Origin of the sequence: Bifidobacterium callimiconis (assembly GCF_003952005.1) — a bacterium.
In the GTDB taxonomy this organism is placed as follows: Bacteria; Actinomycetota; Actinomycetes; order Actinomycetales; family Bifidobacteriaceae; genus Galliscardovia; species Galliscardovia callimiconis.
This window is the reverse complement of record NZ_QXGJ01000004.1, coordinates 222,955-243,759: the sequence shown is the minus strand read 5'-3', so window position 1 is coordinate 243,759 and position 20,805 is coordinate 222,955. Positions and strand designations below refer to the sequence as shown.

Here is a 20,805-nt window from a genome sequence, read left to right as displayed (position 1 = left end):
GAAGAGTCCCCCGGACGGCGGACGTTCGTGCGTGCGGGGTCGGGCATGCGCACGGGGGAGGTCATCCCGCAGTCGCGCGTGACGGCCCAGACGCCGTCAACGACCGGCAGGCGTGAGGGCGACGGACCGGCGATCATCATGGTTTCCTTCCCGCATGTCCGACCCGCCGATCGTGCCACGGAACCTGCCGGCGCCGCAACCCACGCCGCACACGAAGGACTCCGTCCTTCGGAGCGTCGCGGGTTGCGACACCGACAGAACCCGCGGCTCGTTCATCGCGTCGAACACGCTCCAGAAAGGAAACCACGATGACCACCTCCACCGACACCCGGAACACCAGCACCTACCAGATCGCCGACGACCCCTGGGCGCCCTTCTACGCACAGCAGGACGCCGAACGACTCCTCGCCCGCAGGTCCGACCCCTGGGACCCCCAGCACTACGCGGCGGCCACGGACCTCTTCAACGAGACCGACATCGACAGGTTCGCCACCCTCATCCACCTCATCGCGGTCAACGACGACGGCACGCCCCGCAGCATCGACGAGATCCGCGACATCGTCACCACCGAGATCACCCTCTGACCACCAGGGCCTCCCCACCACAGGGGAAGCCCTCCCCTCATTCCCCATCAGCAACGAAAAACGGTCCCGCCACGTCACCGGGACGCAACGGAACCGCATGCATTGCACGGGGAGAAGGCCCCGCACCATCAGATTCTGCCCACCGCAAACGACAGCGGATCAGTCGTCCACCCACGGATCGAAATCATCCGCGTCGTCTGCCGCATCGACCGTCACGGTCTCCACGCGCTGCGACACCGATGCCGGAGCCGAGACCCGGGCACGACCGACATCACCGAACGCGACCACGGCAGCGCCCTTGACCAGCACGCCCGGCGCCGCCTCCATGCGATCATGCATACGCTCCGCGGAGGGACCGCTGAACGTCACGTCCACGCTCGTGGTCCGACCATCCACCCACGCGCCCGACTCGTCACGGATCCGCGCGGTATGCATGACCGTGAACGACAGGAAAGCCGGCCGCCGGCCGTCCGACTCCCAGAACCGGGGATCCCGCGCCAGATTCCCCTCGACCATGACCACAGTCCTGACAGCTCCCATAACAACCTCCTCGTACACGGGCGAACACCATCACCGTCCAGTCTGCATCGCGAACAGCGCACACGGTTTGGAACGGATTTCCAAACCGAAACCCCCGTTCCTGGGGGATAATGAAGGGAAAGCAGCAGAGAAGAAAGCCACCGCCATGCCCATAATGCTCATCATCGATCTGATCATCGTCGCCATCATGCTCGCGTTCTGCGCGCTCATGATCGTCGTCACGTTCGCGATCGGCCTGGTCACCCACCCGATCCGCACCCTTCTGGCCGCGTTCAACATCCTCTCGGGAATCATCGGAGGCATCGCGCTCCTGCTCGCCGTGTTCACCTGGTTCTGCTACCGGCACGACGCGTTCGACTTCAACCAGGTGTTCTGGGGATTCACCATCACCACCGTGATCTGCATCATCGTCAGGATACTGACCACATGGGCCATCAACCGCATCGCCCGCCGCGACCGAGAGGCCAGGATCATCGCGCAGCCGGCACGACCCGTGAACCGCATCACCGAGGTCCACTACCACATCACCATGCCCGACGGCCGACAGACCGAACGCGTTGAACGGAAACTCGTCGACGCGAACGTCACCGACCAACGGACACGATAGACCAAACCGACAAAGGGGCTCCGAACGGCACACACGCCGACGGAGCCCCTTCCTCTTGAGCCGCCCGGTCCGAAGTCACCGGTTGCTGGACGACCACGGGAACGAGACCGACGAACCGGCACCCGCATCCTCACCGGCACCATCGACGCCGTCACCGTCGTCATCGAAGGCATCAGGGCCCACCTCCGGAGGAAGAGCGTCCCCATCCTCGGCCACGGATGCAACCGGGGAATCGTCACGAACATCCTCGTCAGCATCCTCATCCTCGGCCACCGGATTCTCGCGAAGACGAGTCGCACCCATCACGATGCCGGACTCCACATCGGTCAGATCCAGCATCTCCTCCAGATCCTTCCTGCGCGCATTCTGATGCTCGCGATACACCGCGGCAGCCTCACGAAGACGCACCGCCGCATCACGGAACTCCCATAACGCGCCGAACAGCTCACCGGCCTCCTTCTTCTTCCGCTCCATACGAGCACGCTCATCGGCCAGCAGACCATTCATGAAACTCTGACGGGCCACCGACACCTGCTTCCTCGCCATAACAGACTCCTCGCTTTCCAAACTCGACAGGACAAAACAGACAAACAATTGATCGTGTCAATGCCAAGATACGAGACAGAAAACGGAACAAGTTTGGAAAACAGCAAACGAAAAACCGAGACCGGCCACTCCCAAAATCGGCGTGCCGATTTGGGAGTAGCAAGCATAGCAAGTGTATATACACTTGCTGCTTGCCCGCCGCCGGCGGGACAAGTCGGGAGACCCGAACCCCATAGTCGGCGGAGCCTCCGAACGACGGAAACGCCGTCCAAAACAGCGCGGAGCGACACGTGAACTGGGCTAGGGGAAGGCAGCGGAGCATCAGCAAGCTCGTCGCGTTCACGCCCGAGGAATGGGCCGAAATCCAGGAGACGTACGAGCTGTGGGCGCGCGGCCGCGGGGCCGGCGGATCGTTCTCCGCATTCGCGCGCGAGATCATGACCAACGGATCCGTGAAGGTCATCGAGCCCACTTGGGACCCGGAGCTGACCCTTCGCCAGCTGCGTCCGATCGGCGTGAACGTCAACCAGATCGCCCGCCGGGTCAACGCCGACGACACGGCGTCCATGGCCGCCGTGGCCGAGCTGCGTGCCGAGATGAACGATCTGATCGACACGGTCGGCCGCATGTGCAGCGAGTACCGGGTCACCGTGCGCGAGGCGTGAGACGGCATGGCGGTGGTCAAAGTGAAGCAGATCAAGGCGACCCTCTCCAGGAGCCTGGACTACATCAGCCGGGGTGACAAGACCGACGACGGCCGACTCGTCAGCACCAGCTACGGGCCATGGGAAGGTGCCGGACAGGCCGAGACGGCCATGCTCGACGACCTCGAACAGGCACCGAACAGGATGAGAAAAAACGGCGTGCTCGCCCATCACGTGATCCAGTCGTTCGACCCGAACGACCCCATCACACCCGAACAAGCCCACGAACTCGGACGCCAGTTCGCCGACGAGATCACCGGCGGACACCACAAGTACGTCATCGCCACCCACGTCGACCGGGACCACATCCACAACCACATCATCATCTGCGCGGCCAGCGAGGACGACCACCGGAAGATCCGGATCCACAAGACCACGCTCGGCCAATGGCGCAAGACCAGCGACGAGCTCTGCCGCAAGGAGCGGCTGAGCGTCCTGCCCGAGCCTGACGAGCCACGCCACGCGCGAAGCCTCGAGGAGATCTACGCCGCCGTGCACGGCACCGGAACCAAGGAGAAGCTACGCACCGCGATCGACCTGACCGCCGCCAAGGCCCACGACTTCGCCGAGTTCCAGGACCTCATGGACCTCATGGACGTCACCGTCACCATCCGCGGCCGCCACCTGACCTACACGGACCAGACCACCGGCCTGCGCGTACGCGACACCAAGCTCGGCGAGACCTACGACGAGGAAGGCATCATGCTGCGCCTGACCCGCAGCGTCGTCACGCCCATCAGCTTCAACCACCGGCTCATCGCCGACCGCACCGACGAAAACGTCACCGTATGGCTCCCCGGCACCCGGCGCCAGCGCAAACTCGTCATCCCCATGGACCGCATCGTCTCCGACGGCACCACCTGGCGCGCATGGCTCACCGACCACCGGCAGATCACCATCCTCGACCGGCGGGGCCGCTACGCCGACACCGTCTGGACCCATGGACTCTACCACTGGTTCGGCCGCCCCGCCGACCGGCTCGAGACCCTGGCCGACACCAGAATCATCGACGTGACCGCCGGGCGCACCGCCGCACAACGCCGCTACTACGGCGCCCAGGGACGCCGGCTCGACCGCCTACGCGAGGAGACCCGAGCCCTCAACGCCGCCCTGCGCTGGACCGGACAGGCCGGACGAGCCGACACCGCCGTGACCGCGCTGCGCGAACGGCTCGACGAGGAACGCGCCGGACTCGCCGCCTCGATCATCGCCCTCGCCGACGCCATCGAACGCGGAGACGCCGACCTGCAGATCGAACGACGCGAGGACATCGCCAGCCGCGAGACCCGCGTCACCAACCTCGAACAGGACCTCAACGCCATCACACGCACCCACAAACGCATCAACCGCGACACCCCGGACCACCACGCCCACGACCACGAGGACCGGGAACAACGCGAGCGGCAACACCGCAACACAAGACCACGCCGGTAGACACCGGCCAAACAAGAAAGGAACACCACCATGGGAATCGAGGAAAACGTCGAAGGCACAGCCAAGGACACCCTCCTCAGAGCCGGACAGGGAACCGGCAAACTCATCCTCAAAGCCGGCGCCAAACTCGCCGCCGCACTCATCGGAGCCGGCTGGCGAGTCACGACCGCGCCCATCAGAAACGCGATCGCGGAACACAACATCGGCGGCGAGATCAGCGAAAAACAGCTCCAGGCCACCGGCGAGGACATCCACCAGATCAGCCTCGACAACGAAAGCCTCAAGGCAGTCGGCAAAAGCCTGCGCCAATCCGGCATCACCTACGCCATCGAAAAAGGCAACGACGGCCAGTACTTCCTCCACTTCCAAGGCAAGGACGCCGACCACGTCGAACACGCCGTCCGCCGCGCGTTCGACAAGCTCGGCCTCGAACTCGACCTCGACAAACCAGGCGAAACCACCCCGGAACTCGAAGAACCCACGTTCGGAACGCTCGACGCCGACGACACCCCAACCGGCGAACTCCCCGCCATCAGCGCCGACGACACCCCGACCGGAGAGATCCCCACCGTCACGCCCGAACCCCGCATCCCGACACCGGAACAACGCGAGGAAATCGCCACCCGCGCCGCGGACGCCGCCCGACCCCTCATGCCGACCGGCCCGGCAACCGACGACGCCATGACCACCATCTCCATAGAAAAGCCGGCCGAATGGGATCCCAACGCGGAACTCCTGGCCGATAGCCTCGACAAGCTCGGCATCCCCTACATCGAGAACCATCAGGGAGACACGACCACCTTCACCATGCCCTCGGACTGCGTGGACGCCGCAATGCAATGCAGCGCCGCCATCGACCCCGCGATCAAACAGGTCCTGGCACAGGAACAAACCGAGACCCCGGACCGCAGCAACCCCGACGCCCCGACGGCCAAGGAGACGCCCGCCGCCAGCCAGACCGAACCGGCTCCCACACCCGGACAGCCCGCAGCGCCACAACCGACGGACACGGCCGCAGCCCCGCAGCAGCCCGCAGCAGCACAGCCGACGGAAGGAACGCCGGCACCGGACATCACCACGGCGACCGAACAAGCACCGGCCCAGGAGAACCTTCCCCCAGACCTCCCATTCCCCGAACAGACCACCGCCGGACAGCCTACGGACATGGGAACGCCGCAGACGGACACACCGGAATGGGTCCCGCCGGACCTTCACTTCCCCGAACAGACCCCAGCATTCGACCCATTCGCGGCGGCCGCACAACAGGTGGACCTCTCCAAACGCGTGCCGGACGAGATACCGCAGCAGTCCGCCCCGACACCGCAAGCCGGCCGGCAGACGACCCCGGACGGCACGAAACCACAGGCCTCGACACCGGCGAAGGAGCGACGCGACACCGGCAAGGGCAAGCCCGAACGCGGGCGGAAGGCCAAGAAGACCAAGAAGGACTTCCTCGACGCGCTCAAACAGAAGGAAGGCAAGATCCGCGGCCAGCAGGGCCGCCGCTCCCACCAGCGCACCCGCGGCGCCCGCCCGCGCAGCGACAAGCGCTGAAAAGGGAAAGGAACCCCATCATGAACGACGAACAGAACCTCATCCGCCGCACCGCCATCATCCAGGACACCATCAACGGGATCAACGACCCCACGCCCTGGCCGACCCTCGCCTGGGCCGAACACGGCGACACACTCTGGACCGCCGGCAGCGCCGACCGGGCCGGCATCGGCGAACTCGGCACGGCATACGAGGCCGGCGACACCGTCATCCGCCGCCACCACATCGGCGACGAGACCACCACCATCGAAGCCGTCACCGCGCTGCCGGCCGACCCGACCCGCGGCATCCGCGCCCAACTGCTCGACCACATCAGCCGATGGGACGGGACCCGCCCGGACCGCTCCGGCAGCCTGTCCGACGGCGAACCCACGGCCATCCCCATCCCCGGCGGCACCCGGCCGATCGCCATGGGATGGCGCCAGGCCCTCGACCAGGCCAACCGAAACGTGCTCGCCTCGGACCCCGACCGCGTCCGCGCATCGATGCTCCGCTGGAAACTCGACCAGACGGCCCGCCCCTGCGCCTGGTACCTCGAAGCCAACGGATACGACCTCCACCTCGTCGAATGGCGATGCACTGACGGACAGGCCACCGCCTACCGGTACACGCACCTCCAATACGACGACACCACCGGCGACGGCCCCACCGTCACCGCCATCGCATCCAGCGACCCCACGGCGCCGGCACAGGCCACACCGGCCGACGACACGGCACTCGCACAGGCCAGCCGCGCCATATACGACGACTACCAGCGGCTGCGCGACCGGGAAGGCGGCGTCAGCGACCTCGAACCGGACCACGCCATCGGCCAATCCGGACTCCTGCACGCCGGACAGGCACCGCGACTCCTCACCGCGTCCGGCCGTCCCGCGGCCAACTGGCAGACCGTCGTGGAACGCCAGGCCATCCACCTCGCCACCCCCACACCACAGCCGCAGACACGCGCCGGCCGACAGCGGCGAAGCGAACCCTGGCCCAGCGTCAACATCCCGGCCGGCCTCGCCCGCCCCTACACACGCAAGGGCCGGGACGGACGCGAATGGGCCAAGATGATCGTCATCATGCCCGCCGGCACCATCATCCACGGCACCGACGTCAGCGGATGGCGCGCCGACCGGTTCATGACCGAGGCCAACCAGCGGCAGAAACGCGAGCAGCGGCCGGTCAACCTCCGCTTCCGGCCCGGCGAGCCCATCGAACTCTTCCACGGCAAGGGCGAGGAGCGCCGGACCATCACCGTGGCCGACCAGTGGGCCCTGTGCACCGCGGTCAAGACCGCGCTCACCACACCCCGCCCCACCCACGAGCAGGAAACACGGGACACGTCCGGCAGCGAACCGGACAGCCCATCGGGGCCATCCGAGACCGCGATCCGCGTCGCCCGGCACCTCGCCGAGGACGACCGGACATGGCGGCGGGCCCGACGGATCATCACCGGCAACGAACACCGGACCGACCCCACACACACGAGGACCGAGGTCGGGAAACTCGTCGAGACCGCGGCGAAACGCTACACCGCCAGCCACCCGCAGGCCCCCGCACCCAGCACACGGGACCTCAGCCAGGCCACGGAACTGACCCTGAGATACCTCGCACCCGAAGCCCACGGGCAGAACAAGGAGACAATCACATGACCACCACGACCAGCGGCACGGGCCACGGCACCGGACGCTCGGGCAACCCCGTCGTCGACCGGGAAGACAACAGACGCACCATACCCGACCGTCGCATCGCCGACCCCGACCGGATCACACCCACCCCCGGCAACCTCCGGCTCCTGCACGAGTTCGCCGACCGGCTCGGCGAAACCCGACCCGACGAACCGATCGGCACGCTGCGCACCCTCGACTCGCGCACCGCCATGCCCATCCTCAAACGGACCATGAGCGACGCGCAGATCCAGGAGGCCCGATGGTACGGCGGCTGGAACCCCGACCGAGACGACTACGTGCGAGTCAACGAGGACGGCGACCTCGAAGGACTCACCCGCGCCCAGGCCGACCAGCTCGTCTGGACCCGACGCAACGACATCATCGACGCGGCACGAGACGACCAGAACATCGACGCCGAGACCATGACCACACTCGACGCCATGGCCGACCGCACCGAAATGCCCGACCAGCCCGACCTCGACAACCCCGACCGCGAACAGGCCCACGGCACGACCCGCCGCGCCAGCCGAGCACGAAACGGAGGACACTGACATGACCGGCGCCCTCGGGAACATCCTCGTCTTCCTCGCGCTCCTCCTGCCCGCGATCATCCTCGCCCTGGCCGGACTGTCCCACGACATCCGACACGACCACGGCCGGGCGACGGCCAAGCGACGGCGACAACCCCATGACCCGACGGACCACAGACAGGAGACCCGCGAACCATGACCGACAGCATCCAACGACTGATCCTCATCGAGGGACGTCTCGCCCGCGCACCGGAGATCGACGACGCCACCGGGACCGCGCGGCTCACGATCGGCGTCCGCACCGCAGACGGCATCGAGACCATCATCTGCACCGCCCGGGGCGCCAGCCATCTCGACAACCTCGCCCGCCACCATGCCCAACGCCGCACCCCCATCATGGTCCGCGGCCACGTCGGCGACGGAGACGAGATCCACGTCGAGACCATTGCCCTCGACCTCAGCCACGACCCGGATGAGGCCACGCCATGACCGGCATCACCGGCCGGCGCGCGGAAACCTGCATCGGCGACGAGAACGACCGGAGACGCCTCCACGAGACCGGACTCCACACCGACGCGAGCATCGGCAGGGACACCGCCATCGGCCGGCTCCTCCTCGCCACCGCCAGGACGCGCACGCCCATCGCAGTCCACGCCGAGACCGGCACCGACGGGGGATGCCTGATCATCATCGACATCCCCGCCCACGAAACCGACGACGGGATCACGACCAGCACCACACCGGCCGAACCGGACAGAGCGACGGAGACCGGGACCGGCTCGACCGAAGACGACACGGGCGGACAGGCGGAGGACGACGCGCCGACCACGGAGATCCCCGTCATCACGCCCGTCGGAACCCGGACCGACTTCCTCGCCGAGCTCAGACGCCGCGAGGAACGCATCCGCACCAGCAAGCAAAAGAAAGACAGAACATGATCCGAAAAGCATTCCCCATCATCCTCACCATGCTCCTGGGACTATGGGCCGGCGACGTCATCACCCACGCCGTCACCACGTCCATCGCCACGGGAGCCTCGCCCGACGCGACCATCAACGCCGTCACCGCGGCCCTCGCCGACCCCACCGGCATCGGCCTCGACCAGAACAGCCTGCTCGGCGGCCTCGCCGGCATGTTCCTGGTCGGCGTCGCCTGGCTCTACAAATGGAGCATGCGCCGCAACTACCGCGAAGGCGAGGAATTCGGTTCCGCCCGCTGGGCCAAACCCGAGGAAATGGCCCCCTACACCGACAAGGACCGCCGACAGAACCTCCAGATGACCGCCAGCGAAGGACTCAGCCTCGACACCATGGCCACCCGCCGCAACCTCAACACCATCGTCATCGGCGGCTCCGGCGCCGGCAAGACCAGCGGCTACGTGCTGCCCAACATCGCCAACGCCAGCATGGACTACGTATGTACCGACCCCAAGGGCGAACTCCACGACCGCTGCGCGCAGCAGCTCGCCGACCAGGGATACGAGGTCCACAAACTCGACCTGATCGACCTGACCACGGCCACCACGTTCAACCCGCTCAAATACATCGACGAGGACAAGGCCGACGTGGCCATCATGCGTCTCGTGGGCAACATCATCGAGAACACCAACAACCCCGAGGCCCGCAACGGCGGCGACCAGTTCTGGGAGAAAAGCGAGAAAAGCCTGCTCACCGCGCTCATCGGCTACATCTACTACACCGCCGACGACACACACCGCAACCTCACCAGCGTGCTCGACCTGACCGACGACCTCGAAGCCAGCGAAGAGGACGAGACCCGCATGAGCGAGATGGACATCAAGATCCAGGCCGCCCGCGAACTCGTCCGAGAGTGGGAGGCCAACCCCGACGAATGGGACGAGGAGACCGGACGCATCGCCCGCGGCCTCAAGTTCGTCGTCAGCCAGTACACGCCCTTCAGCAAGGGCGCCGGCGAGACGAAGAAGTCCATCATCATCTCCATCGGCGTCCGCCTCGCACCACTCCAGGTCGTCAACGTGCGCAGGATCCTCGAGACCGACAACATCGGCATCGACCGGATCGGCACGACCGGGACCCGGACCGCGATCTTCCTCGCCCTGCCCGACGAGGACCGCACCTTCAACTTCATCGCCGCGATCTTCTACCAGTGCCTCTTCGACAACGTCATCAAACGCACCCGCAACATGGAGGGACAGTCCCTGCCCACGCCACTGCACTGCTTCCTCGACGAGTTCGCCAACGTCGGCCGCATCCCAAACTTCGACACCCTCGTGTCCACGATCCGCTCACGCAACATCAGCGTCAGCGTGATCCTGCAGACCATGGCCCAGCTCAAGGCCATGTACGAGAAGCAATGGGAGACCATCATCGGCAACTGCGACAACGTGCTCTACCTCGGCGGCAACGAACAGACCACCACCGAATGGATCTCCAAACAGCTCGGCAAGGCCACCATCGACATGCGCGACACCAGCCAGAGCAAGGGAGCCAGCGGCAGCTTCACCATCAGCAACCGCAGGACCGGACGCGAGCTCATGACCCCCGACGAACTCGCCCAGATGGACAACGCCAAATGCGTGTACATGCTGCGCGGCGTCCACCCGTTCCTCTCCGACAAGATCCGCCCCGGCCAGCAGCCCCGCCCCGCGAGCCGATCCACCCTCAAGCACTCCAACGGATGGAACCCCCGCAAGCCAATCGGCAAGGCCGGCAAGGCCAAGGAGAGGAAGACCAGATAACACCAGACAGGAAAACGGCCCCCGCGCCCGCATCCCCAAGCCAGGGGAAACGGACGCGGGGGCCGCGTCATAGGTCACAGACTCGGATCCACGTCCGGGAACACCTCCACCGGACCGTCCGCCGGCACATCCCAGCCCGACGAACCCTGTCCCGGCACCACCGTCAGATCCCCGCCGGACGAGGAGCCGGTCGAACCCGAACCGGCCGAGTCCTTCCCGGACGGCGAACCGTCGGACGAGCCGGCGTCCACTCCGGTGCCGGAGGCCCGCGAGCCCCCGTTCCCGTCCTGGGTATCCTTCCCGGACGAGCCCGACGAACCGGGGGAGGAGGACGGCTTCGACGTGGCCTTGCCGGCCGAATCCTTCCCGCCCGTGGCCTTGTCCTTGGACAGGGCGTCGACGAGCTGGCCGAGCCTCGTACGCGCGTTGATCGCATCGGCCAGATTCGACCGGTCGACCGTCACGCCACGCCACTTGTCCGCCAGCCGGCGCATCTCGTCGCGATCCGGCCCGGCATGCGCGTCCTTCAGCCCGTCCGCACGGCCGATCACGTCGGCCAGGGCCGAACCCGTCTCCTCGGCGCGAACGTCCATCACGGTGCCCCACGTCGACGCGAGATCACGCCGAGCCCGGTCCAGCCGTTTGACCGGATACGAGCCGTCATCCATGAGCGTGCGCATCCCCGCCAGACCAGCGGCGACCTGCTCGTCGTCCGCGACCGGACTGGCCGAGACCCTGACCGCCAGGGCCGCCGCCTCGCCGCGCGCCTCATCCCACCCCTTCGGCACCGCCGACGCGGACGGGGATGACGACGGGCGCGCCACGGCCGACGGCAGGCCCGGAGCCGGGGCGGGAGCATCGCCGCGGGACGCGTTGAATGCCACCGCGCCGACACCGCAGGCCACCAGGACGACCAGGGCCACGACCGGCATCACGCGTCGCAGACGGGAACCCATGCTCACCCGCACCCGCTCGTCCTCGACCGTCCGCCCGGCATCGTCACGACCCGAGATCAGCGACTCCCACGAGGGACGCTCCACGACCGGACCATGCCCGGCCACGCCTACTCCCACACGCCTCTCGCGCGGCACCTCCGGACCATCGCCACGCAGGCCGAGCATCGCCGCCGTGTCCGCGAGCATCAGGGCGCGCACGGCGGACGGGTCACGGTGCGGGACCGGCGGCACCCAGCCGGGCGGCGGCGGAGGATTGCCCGCCACGTCCACGCCCAGACGGCGAGCCCGGTTGGCCCACCGCCTCAGCGCCGGCCACGAGTTCCGGTGAGCGGCGATCTCGTCGAGCCGGTCACGCCACTCCAGATCCATGGCCATGGCGTACAGGCGCTCCGGACTCGTATGCGGCGGGATGCCGCCATCCGCCGGGGCATGCTCATCGATCCGCCGCATCGTCGGGATTCTCCATCACATACTGGTCGTACGGGCCCTGGATGCCGGTCGCCATCCACCGTCCCGTGTCCTGCACGCGCAGCGACACGATCCACGGCGACTCGCCGCCGTTCCACACACTGCACACCGCGGTCGACGCCGAACCATCCATCAGCCCGGTCCCGTAGTCCACGTCGGCGTCCTGGCCGGCCAGCGCCGACACCGGAGTCGACAGTCCCTGCGCGTCATCCGTGAACAGACGGTGTAGCGCGGCGTCGCGATCCGGCGAATCCGTCACGAACGCGCGGACCGCGTCCGCGGCCATCGCGTCGCACGCGCCGGCCGCCCCGTCCGCCTCCACGCCCCGGACCTCGGCCGACGTCGAGACGGACGGGTTCGGCGACGCCTCGGCCGTCCGAGACGCCGACGAGGACGGCGAGACCGACGCCGTGGCCGACGGCGACGCGTCATGCCGGCCGAACGTCTCCTCGAACGTCGACCCGCCGGCCGCCATGCCGATCAGCACGCCGAACACCACGACGGCGCCGACCGCCAGAAGCACGACACGACGCCGGAACCTCCGGTCATCCATATCCATGTTCATGTTTCTCCTCGCTCTAGTGGATGAAGCTGATGCCGGAGCCCATCTGGGACAGCGACTGCGCGCTGATGGTCTCCGTGACCACCGCCATCCATCCCGTGCCCGACTGACTGATCAGGATCGACCCGTCGCCGTTCACCTGCTCGACCACGGCCACATGCCCGTAGACGCGGCTGCTGCCATGCACGCCCGGCTCGAACACGATCACGTCGCCCGGACGCGGCGCGCCGGACACCGAGTAGCCCAGGGCGAGACCCTTCTCGTTCCACTGGCCGCCGTTGCCCATGTACGGGTCGACAGGCTTGCCGATCTGCGCGCGACGCACCGACGCCCACCACGTGCACTGATACAGCTCGTACGTCGTGCTCGTCGCGGCGATGCCCATCGCCGTGAAGTCCACGTGATAGCCGTCCTGCTTCATGATCATCGGCGGGGAAAGCGTACCCGCCTGAGCGCCGTCGGACCCCTCGCCGGCCGCCTGATAGTAGGGGACACGGCCCACGATCTTCTGCACGTACCCCTGCGTCTCCTTGTACGGGGGAATGCCGTGATAGTTGGCCACCGCGCCCAGACCCGCGTTGTACGCGGCGAGCGTCAGCGACAATGCGTCCCCCGACACGCGTCCCGCCGACTGCAGCGCGGCCACGCCGTCCGCGAGCTGGCACATGTAGTTGCCCTGCGACCAGATCGCGTCATGCGGGTTCATGACATCGGCCTTGCCATCGCCGTCACCGTCCATGCCATGCGTCGCCCACGTCGAGGGAATGAACTGCGCGATGCCCTGCGCGCCCGCCGAACTGCCCGCGTTCGGATTCCAGTTGGACTCCGCCTCGATCTGCGCGGCGATCACGGCCGGCGTCACGGTCGCGCAGATCGAACCCGCACGCTTGACGTCCTCCACGTACTCGGCCGGCACGTTCTGCACGTCGCCGCCCGCGACGGCCGCGCTCTGGTCCTTCGACAGGGGCAGCCACGACAGGATCGCGACCAGCACAACAGCCACGGCCGTGACCGCGGCCACGACCAGGACCATCGGCGCCGAACCCGCCGACACCGCCGCGATGGCACGCGTGACCGCCACCCGGGCGGCGGACGCGGCCCTCGAAACGGCCGACGCGAACCCCCGGGCGCCGGACACCGTGGCCCGCGCGGCCTGGGCCGGCGCGTGACGGTGCTTGACCGCGAACGCCGTGCCCTTCACCGCGCCACGGCCGGCCGTCGTGACCGACCGGAACGCCAGGGTCTGCGCTGACGAGCCGATCCGCGACGTCACGTCCGTGTCCTCCGCGGTCAGCCGGGAACGCACGTCATGCACGCCGCCGCCGAACGCCCGGCCGATCCGATTGGACGCGCGCCCGGCCTTCTTCATCATCACGATCCGACGGCTGGCGGTCTCCTCGACCTTCTGCTCGACACCGATCCACGAACGGATCTTCGCGCCGGCGGCACGCTTGGCCTTGCGGCCCGCGGCACGGCCGACGGCCCCCACCGGCTTCGACGCGACCGACACCGACAGGCCCACCGAATCCACGCCCATGGACGACGCGGCGTCCGACCGGTCCGCGGACGCCGACCACGCGCGATGCACCGTCGCACCCACCGCGCGCGAGACCCGGCGCTTGCCCGGCTTGCGGTCCACCATCTGCCCATCGGGCACCACCTGACCGCCAGCCGCCGCAGCGGCGGCGGAAGCCCCGGCCGAGGCCGCGGGCGAGCCTGTCGCGCCGGCACCTCCGGAGGGACGGGCGCCGGCCGACGCCGGCGGAGCCGCGGTGCGCGCGCCGCTCACCTGGACTCCCTGTCGTCGAAGCTCGTCGTGTACAGGCCGTACAGCAGACTGTCGTCACGGATACGCCCGTCGAACGGCACATACGCGGGACCGATCTTCATCAGACCCTGACCCGGCATCACGTTCGTGAAATACGAGCGCTGCTCCTCCGAGAGCTTGAGCAGCGAGCACAGCTCGTCCGCGTCCGACGCGTTCTGCGTCAGCAGCATCAGGAAATCCGAGTTCGACAGCATCAGCCTCGCCCCGTCATCCATCAGCAGCTCCTCGATGTTCTGCGTGATGCCCGTCACGCCCAGACCATACTTGCGGGCGCGCTTGTAGATGTCCAGGAACTGGGCCGACGCGTACCCGTTAGAAAAGAATCGGTGGAACTCGTCCACATACAGCCACGTGCGCCGGCCCGCCGCACGGTTCTTCAGCACGCGATTCCATACCTGATCGATGATCACCATCATGCCGAACGTACGCAGCTCGCCCGTCAGCGCGCTCACGTCGAACACCGTCATGCGGTTGGTCATGTCCACGTTCGTCTGCCCCGAGAACCCCGAGAGCGAACCCGACGTGTACGCGTCCAGACTCACCGCCAGCAGATGGCCCGCATCCTCGCCCGTCGCCTCCAGGGCGTCGCGAAGATCCCCCAGCGTCGGCTGCAGCGGGGAGCCGGAATCACGCCAGCGCACGTACAGGCCCAGCGCCGACCGGTCCACCAAGCTCTTCTCCACGGCGGTCAGACCCGTGTTGCCGCCGACCAGCGAGCCGATCATCGACACCAGATTGTTCGTCTTCGTCTTCATCGGATCCACGTCGCCGGTCTCGTCCAGCACGATGTCCAACGGGTTGATGCACTGATGGCCGCCCGCGCTGATCTCCACGATCTGCCCGCCGAACGCCTCGCACAGGGCCAGATACTCACGCTCCGGGTCGATGATGATCACGTCGTCGTCGCGGTTGAGGAACATCGAGCCGATCTCCTGCTTGACGCTGAACGACTTGCCGCCGCCCGACGTGCCCAGGATGAACCCGTTCGAGTTCATGTGCGCGCGCCGGTCCGCCACGATCGGATTGCCCGTCTTCGTGTTCGTCCCGTAGAAGATGCCCGACGGCTCGTACACCTCCTGCGTGGTGAACGGGATCAGGATCGACGCCGAATTCGTCGTCAGCGTCCGCCGCATCGGCAGCGGATTGTTGCCCAACGGCAGCTCCGCGACCAGACCCTCGATCTGCATGAACGACAGCGACTCCGCCTTGCACGACTGCGCGTTGACGCGCGTGCGCACCTGGCTGACCGCATGCTCCAGCGCCTCCTCGCTGTCCGCGCTCACGCCGATCACGATCATCGCGTTCGTCAGACGCTGGTTCGTGCGCCGCAGCTCGTCACGCAGATCACCGATCTGCGTCTGCTGGTCGGCCAGATCATCCGGCAGATCATCCGGGTCCAGGCCCTGACGACGGTTCTGCCGGCGCGTCTCCATCACCTGCATCTTGATCTCCGCGCCCTTGCGACGCACCATCGTCAGCGAATCGCCGCGATCATACGGCGCCAGATGCACGCTCACGTTCACGCGCGCCCGCAACCCCGTCAGCTCGTTGATCAGCTGGTCCGACAGTTCCGGCGGCAGGCCCGAGATCCACAGCGTACGATGCCAGAACCCCGAATCCAGGGACTCCACGCGCAGCGTCGAAGCCCTCGACGCGTCGATCATCCACGGACACACCAGATCCTTGATGTCCGGCCGGCCCTGCAGATGACGGAACGTACGCTCGTTGAACGTGAAATCCTCACCCGGACGCAGGATCTCCGACATCAGCGCCAGACGCTGCTCACGGCTCAACCGGGTCGCCCGGCACCCGTCGATCGCGTTCAGCTGTGCGGCGACCGAATTGCACAGGCCGTTGAGCGTGGTCACCGCCGCGTCACGATCATGCTCCTCGATCGTCAACGTCAGGATCTTGACCGTCTCCGTGTTCCTCGACGCCGTCTCCAGCTTCGAGCCCACCAGATCGTTGTAGTCGCGACGCCACCGATCCAGCCCGTCGCCGCGATCCTCCATCCGCACATCCGACAGCACGTCATCGATGCCACGCGTCCTCGTATACAAGCCGATCTGGATGTCCTGACCGCCCTCGAACCCCGACAGCATCTTGGCCCAATGATCGATGATCTCCATCTGATGCCGCTCCGGCGCCAGCTGATAGTTGATGTCGGTGAACGCCATCGACGCGCTCCACCGGTCATCGCCCAGGAACGCGATCCCGTTGCGCAGCATCGAATCGAACCCGATCAGCGTCTTCACGCTCGCGGGCATCCTCCCGCTCGACCGCGCCCGCTCACGCGCCTTCCCGCGCGCGGCCGCGGCATTGCCCTTCCTCCCAAGAAACTCGAACACTCCACTACTCCTTCAACGACGGCCGGGCCGGCGTGACGAACCGGCGCGACGGGCCATCCAGCAAATACACGTTCCGATGCGCGTAATGCCTCCACAGGTAACGCGCGTACCGCTCGGGCATCAGACCACGGGGACGCCACCACCCCCACATCGCGATCGGAATGCCCGGCGGGAAGATCAGATACATACACAGATCCGACGGCAGGCCGGCCACGATCCACAACAGCAGATACGAGCCGCCGCACACCACCGCCAGAGCGCACGCCGCCAACAGCTGACGCCACGACAATCCCAGGAACACCTTCGACTCGATCGCGCTGATCTCCCTGTACACCGGCATCTGCAACGCCATAACAGACTCCTCTCACTCGCCGCCGAACAGCTTCTTGGCCACGCCGTTCGCGACCATCACGATGCCGATCAGCAACACCGACGCCAACAGCAGATTCCCGAAATTCGAGATGATCCACCCCGGCAGACTGTCGCCCTCCTTGAACCCGTCCATCGTCAGCACGTTCTTCACGAACACGCGATACACGATCACCGCGAGATACAGGGTCGCGCACTGGAACACCAGCACCGCGTACTGCTTGAAATAGCCGATGCCCCACGCCTTCGTCTCCTCATGCGCGCAGAACGCGACCGGCAGCGGATTGAACGCCGTCATCATGTACAACTGCACGAACCGCAGCAGTATCACGACCGTGAACACGATCGACGCGGCCTGCGACACCACGAACGGAATGATCAGCAGCACCATGCACGCCGCCTGACCGGCCCAACCCGCATCCTTGATCTGATCCGCCATCGCGTCGCCCAGTCCCATCGTGCTCGTCGCGCCCTCCGTGGGCGCCGCCGACGTGAACCCCGACATCATCGACGAGCCGATCTCGTCGACCGCCTTCAACAGCAGCTCGCTGTTCTGCGCCAGCGTGAACACGATCGCGATCCTCAGCATCGCCGCCGCGACCATCTTCATACCCAGCTCACGATCCGCGTCCACCTTCGTGGACACACGCGCCAGCTCCATCGAAAACACGATGGCGAGCACGATGCTCGCCATCGGCTTCACGGCGGTATCCGCCACGCGCAGGGACAGGTCATACAAGTCATGGTTGAAATCGGCCGGCGTCTGCAACAGCCGAGACACCATATCCTGCGACACACCATTGCCGATGGTGTTCAACAGGCCAATGAGCCAATCCTCCATGCGCGGCCGCCCGTCAGGCCAGGGCCCTGAACAGCTGCGCCGCGGCCAGGATCACGATGCCACCCACGGCCTGCCACAGGCCCGACTGCGTCTGCGGACCGTTCTGGTCCTTCAGGCCGGCCGCGAACGTGATCGCGCCCCACACCGTCCAAGCGCCGCCGCCAAGAGTCGCGGCCGTGACGAACAGATCCAACACATTCGACGTGAGCTGGTTGCCGTCCGCCGCGGCCAGCACCACCGGCGCATTCGCGGGAGCGGCCGCCTGCGGCAGCGCACCCGACAGCAGATCCGCCTCACTGGGACCAAAACCAAACATAAACCACTTCCTTTCACTTGGACTCGACGACCACACACGCGGCCGCCACCATCCATCCAACCCCGCAAACCCCCGACCGAGTTTGGAACACGAAACCCGACCACCACACCGCGATACCCCAATACCGCAACACCGAAAAAATCCGAACCCCGGCCGAACGAAACAGGCAAACCAACATACGATGGAACGGACACGACGACAAGGACACCGAAGGAAAGGAACACACCATGACAGCAAAGACGAAGAAGCCGCAGGAAAACCAATGGGAATGCCCGTACTGCCACAGCACGAACGAAACACGGTCACGGGAACACGCGATATCCGATGCCGTGCTCGACCTCTATCCGAACAGCCGCACGACCCTCGACTACACCCGGACCGACAAGCAGCCGAACACCATACTCACCTACTCGGGCGACCCGACCATCTCGATCGGAAGGGCATGCAACACCGCCAGCTCATACCTGGACGACTACATGAAGGACATGCTTGCCCGCCACATCGCCAACCCGCGGGCCAACATCCCGAACGGAACCAGACAATGCAAGGACCGCACCGCCGATACGACGACGATATGCCACGACTACGTCCTCCTGCAGAAGACGCTGACGAAATACGTCTGGAACGCACTGCACCTAATGAGCGAAGGACCGCAGACCCAACCGTTCCTCGACGACGAATTCCCCGAAACCGGCGACGGAACCATCAACCCCCGCCTCGACTGGATACGACATCCCGACATGGACCACCCGGACGAAAGGATCCTCATCCTCGCAGGACGCTACGCCACCCCCAGATTCCCCATGACACGCGACCGCGACATCGACATCCTCGCCTCGATCACCACGGCGTTCGGCGATGAGACGGACGGGCCGCTCGACATCCCTTGCCGTCACTCGGCGCAGTTCAAGTTCGGCGACCTCAGCCTCGTGATCCTGTTCATGCCCGACGGCACCGGCCTGCCTGACAAGACCAGGAACATGCTGAAGAACCAATACGGGCACACACTCGTGGAACCCGGCCAGCCGATCAGAACGAGAACCTGCTACCTGCCACCCACGCCCGATACATTCGGCGCCATCCCCCCCATCCGGAAGGGAAAACAGCTTTCCCAGCCGGCAAACGCCAAGCGGGCCACCATGCTGCTGAACGCGATGGGAGCGGACCTCACACGCACCACGCCCGACGCGACCGACAAGGCCATCAACGACCTCATCACCCGGGAGGCCGAACGAGAATGACAGGAGAAACAGGGGAGGACGGAGAAGACCGCGGCAGGGCCGGCCATATCTCCCTCCGCCCCGATCACGGAGACATGAACGACGGACGGCGACACCCCATCGTCCGGATCGGCGAACGATCGAGGAAACGCTGGAAGCCGTTCCTCGGCAGGCCGGACGCCGTCCAACGGATCATGGACCTAGAACTCGGCAAGAACACGGAGATCGACGATGACTTCCGTCACTTCCTCGAGGCTGAGATCCGATACGAGATCGGTCTCGGCGGCCGGGACGAGGCCGAAGCCGCCTACAACGCCTACTACGGAATAACACCCGAGGAATCCACGGAGACCATGGTCATCGGGGAGAGGTGACCTTTCCGGCCAGCGAGGGTCTTGAAGAGCGGCATGCCGCCGATTGACAGCCCATCAAGGCCACGCGCATCTTGTAAACAAAGGCGATTTGGGCGCATGCTCGGCCCGGCGTAACGTTCGCCATGCCGCCGGCCATACGGGGCCGACGGCATAGGAGAAAGGAGCCGCGCATGCGACCCGAGCACAATCGAAACCTGGCGCTCGTCACGCTCATCGCCGTCTGCGGCGTGCCGTTGGCGCAGCAGACCAGCGGATGGCAGGCCGTGATCATCCTCATGGCCATGACCGTCGCGGCATTCCAGAGCGACCGACACCACTGAAGGCCAGTCCGCCACGACCGGCGGCGAACCTGAACTGTGACGAAGATCACACCACATCGCATGTTCTAGGCGCATAGCCGACGAGCATGAACGATCTCATCAGCGCTGTGATCGGCGCGTTCCACACCATCCATATCACTGATATGTGCTGGAGTCTGCCGCTGTGGTCTCTGGGCATCCTGCTGCGTGCCGCCGGCCGTCACGGCCGTCACTCACGTCGACGCGGACGGCATACGCGCGCACGTCACAGCAGAGTATCGAGCCGGATCAGGCTCATCAACCGGATCGGCGAGATCCTGAAGGCGGTGGCGGAGTTCCTCGCCTCATAGG

Annotated in this window: 23 protein-coding genes; 14 read left to right on the top strand and 9 right to left on the bottom strand. The window is 66.3% G+C overall.

The genetic code is table 11. The features are described from left to right. Positions 1 to 308: 308 nt before the first annotated feature. Entirely contained in the window at positions 309 to 584 is a 276-nt protein-coding gene (locus D2E23_RS05700) for a hypothetical protein (RefSeq protein ID WP_126030001.1), read from the top strand. Positions 585 to 743: 159 nt separating this feature from the next. Here D2E23_RS05700 and D2E23_RS05695 read toward each other — a convergent pair whose 3' ends face one another. Further along, on the bottom strand, positions 744 to 1,124 hold the full coding sequence (locus tag D2E23_RS05695) for a single-stranded DNA-binding protein (protein WP_126030000.1): 381 nt from the start codon (positions 1,122 to 1,124) through the stop codon (positions 744 to 746). Between the two features lie 145 nt (positions 1,125 to 1,269). Between D2E23_RS05695 and D2E23_RS05690 the strand changes: the two genes are divergently transcribed. After that, positions 1,270 to 1,731: a hypothetical protein gene (locus tag D2E23_RS05690; RefSeq protein ID WP_126029999.1), complete on the top strand. Its 462-nt coding sequence runs from the start codon at positions 1,270 to 1,272 to the stop codon at positions 1,729 to 1,731. 75 nt (positions 1,732 to 1,806) lie between these two features. On the opposite strand, the gene D2E23_RS05685 is transcribed toward D2E23_RS05690, so the two are convergent. Continuing rightward, complete coding sequence (locus tag D2E23_RS05685; protein ID WP_126029998.1) at positions 1,807 to 2,277, bottom strand: hypothetical protein; 471 nt, start codon at positions 2,275 to 2,277, stop codon at positions 1,807 to 1,809. 290 nt (positions 2,278 to 2,567) lie between these two features. Between D2E23_RS05685 and D2E23_RS05680 the strand changes: the two genes are divergently transcribed. The 8 genes from D2E23_RS05680 (at position 2,568) to D2E23_RS05645 (ending at position 10,873) form a co-directional block, all read left to right on the top strand. Further along, a complete protein-coding gene (locus D2E23_RS05680) occupies positions 2,568 to 2,942 on the top strand; it encodes a MobC family plasmid mobilization relaxosome protein (RefSeq protein ID WP_126029997.1) in 375 nt (124 codons plus the stop codon). Positions 2,943 to 2,948: 6 nt separating this feature from the next. Then, positions 2,949 to 4,415, top strand: coding sequence for a relaxase/mobilization nuclease domain-containing protein (locus D2E23_RS05675; protein WP_126029996.1), 1,467 nt, complete (start codon positions 2,949 to 2,951; stop codon positions 4,413 to 4,415). 30 nt (positions 4,416 to 4,445) lie between these two features. Further along, positions 4,446 to 5,969, top strand: a complete 1,524-nt coding sequence (locus D2E23_RS05670) for a PcfB family protein (RefSeq protein WP_126029995.1) — start codon at positions 4,446 to 4,448, stop codon at positions 5,967 to 5,969. A 20-nt stretch (positions 5,970 to 5,989) separates the two neighbouring features. Next, positions 5,990 to 7,606: a hypothetical protein gene (locus D2E23_RS05665; RefSeq protein WP_126029994.1), complete on the top strand. Its 1,617-nt coding sequence runs from the start codon at positions 5,990 to 5,992 to the stop codon at positions 7,604 to 7,606. Beyond that, the gene (locus D2E23_RS05660; RefSeq protein WP_126029993.1) at positions 7,603 to 8,175 is read left to right on the top strand and encodes a hypothetical protein; all 573 of its coding nucleotides are present in this window, start codon (positions 7,603 to 7,605) and stop codon (positions 8,173 to 8,175) included. Before D2E23_RS05665 ends, D2E23_RS05660 begins: the two co-directional genes overlap by 4 nt. Positions 8,176 to 8,349: 174 nt before the next feature. After that, positions 8,350 to 8,643 (top strand): hypothetical protein, encoded by a 294-nt coding sequence (locus tag D2E23_RS05655; protein ID WP_126029992.1) that lies wholly within the window; start codon positions 8,350 to 8,352, stop codon positions 8,641 to 8,643. Beyond that, a complete protein-coding gene (locus tag D2E23_RS05650) occupies positions 8,640 to 9,092 on the top strand; it encodes a hypothetical protein (protein WP_126029991.1) in 453 nt (150 codons plus the stop codon). The genes D2E23_RS05655 and D2E23_RS05650 overlap by 4 nt, the downstream gene beginning before the upstream one ends. Beyond that, positions 9,089 to 10,873: a VirD4-like conjugal transfer protein, CD1115 family gene (locus tag D2E23_RS05645; protein WP_126029990.1), complete on the top strand. Its 1,785-nt coding sequence runs from the start codon at positions 9,089 to 9,091 to the stop codon at positions 10,871 to 10,873. The genes D2E23_RS05650 and D2E23_RS05645 overlap by 4 nt, the downstream gene beginning before the upstream one ends. Before the next feature lie 74 nt (positions 10,874 to 10,947). Here D2E23_RS05645 and D2E23_RS05640 read toward each other — a convergent pair whose 3' ends face one another. The 7 genes from D2E23_RS05640 to D2E23_RS05610 all read right to left on the bottom strand — a co-directional run bounded on the left by D2E23_RS05640 (position 10,948) and on the right by D2E23_RS05610 (position 18,483). Next, positions 10,948 to 12,279 (bottom strand): hypothetical protein, encoded by a 1,332-nt coding sequence (locus D2E23_RS05640; protein ID WP_126029989.1) that lies wholly within the window; start codon positions 12,277 to 12,279, stop codon positions 10,948 to 10,950. After that, positions 12,263 to 12,862 carry a hypothetical protein gene (locus D2E23_RS05635; protein WP_126029988.1) on the bottom strand — a complete coding sequence of 200 codons (600 nt, stop codon included), beginning with the start codon at positions 12,860 to 12,862 and terminating at the stop codon, positions 12,263 to 12,265. The genes D2E23_RS05640 and D2E23_RS05635 overlap by 17 nt, the downstream gene beginning before the upstream one ends. A gap of 13 nt (positions 12,863 to 12,875) precedes the next feature. After that, the gene (locus tag D2E23_RS05630; RefSeq protein ID WP_241227225.1) at positions 12,876 to 14,648 is read right to left on the bottom strand and encodes a lytic transglycosylase domain-containing protein; all 1,773 of its coding nucleotides are present in this window, start codon (positions 14,646 to 14,648) and stop codon (positions 12,876 to 12,878) included. Next, positions 14,645 to 16,954 (bottom strand): VirB4-like conjugal transfer ATPase, CD1110 family, encoded by a 2,310-nt coding sequence (locus D2E23_RS05625; protein ID WP_420897294.1) that lies wholly within the window; start codon positions 16,952 to 16,954, stop codon positions 14,645 to 14,647. The genes D2E23_RS05630 and D2E23_RS05625 overlap by 4 nt, the downstream gene beginning before the upstream one ends. A gap of 85 nt (positions 16,955 to 17,039) precedes the next feature. After that, positions 17,040 to 17,387, bottom strand: coding sequence for a PrgI family protein (locus D2E23_RS05620; RefSeq protein ID WP_093960662.1), 348 nt, complete (start codon positions 17,385 to 17,387; stop codon positions 17,040 to 17,042). Between the two features lie 12 nt (positions 17,388 to 17,399). Next, positions 17,400 to 18,245: a VirB6/TrbL-like conjugal transfer protein, CD1112 family gene (locus D2E23_RS05615; protein WP_093960661.1), complete on the bottom strand. Its 846-nt coding sequence runs from the start codon at positions 18,243 to 18,245 to the stop codon at positions 17,400 to 17,402. Between the two features lie 13 nt (positions 18,246 to 18,258). After that, positions 18,259 to 18,483 (bottom strand): hypothetical protein, encoded by a 225-nt coding sequence (locus D2E23_RS05610; RefSeq protein WP_241227233.1) that lies wholly within the window; start codon positions 18,481 to 18,483, stop codon positions 18,259 to 18,261. Positions 18,484 to 18,788: 305 nt separating this feature from the next. On the opposite strand from D2E23_RS05610, the gene D2E23_RS05605 reads away from it, so the two are divergent. The 4 genes from D2E23_RS05605 (at position 18,789) to D2E23_RS05595 (ending at position 20,804) form a co-directional block, all read left to right on the top strand. After that, a complete protein-coding gene (locus D2E23_RS05605) occupies positions 18,789 to 19,802 on the top strand; it encodes a hypothetical protein (RefSeq protein WP_126029986.1) in 1,014 nt (337 codons plus the stop codon). Between the two features lie 74 nt (positions 19,803 to 19,876). Beyond that, the gene (locus D2E23_RS05600; RefSeq protein WP_126029985.1) at positions 19,877 to 20,155 is read left to right on the top strand and encodes a hypothetical protein; all 279 of its coding nucleotides are present in this window, start codon (positions 19,877 to 19,879) and stop codon (positions 20,153 to 20,155) included. Between the two features lie 170 nt (positions 20,156 to 20,325). Beyond that, positions 20,326 to 20,475 carry a hypothetical protein gene (locus D2E23_RS11590; RefSeq protein WP_164520701.1) on the top strand — a complete coding sequence of 50 codons (150 nt, stop codon included), beginning with the start codon at positions 20,326 to 20,328 and terminating at the stop codon, positions 20,473 to 20,475. An 86-nt stretch (positions 20,476 to 20,561) separates the two neighbouring features. After that, a complete protein-coding gene (locus D2E23_RS05595; RefSeq protein WP_126029984.1) occupies positions 20,562 to 20,804 on the top strand; it encodes a hypothetical protein in 243 nt (80 codons plus the stop codon). The last annotated feature ends 1 nt before the right edge of the window (position 20,805 follow it).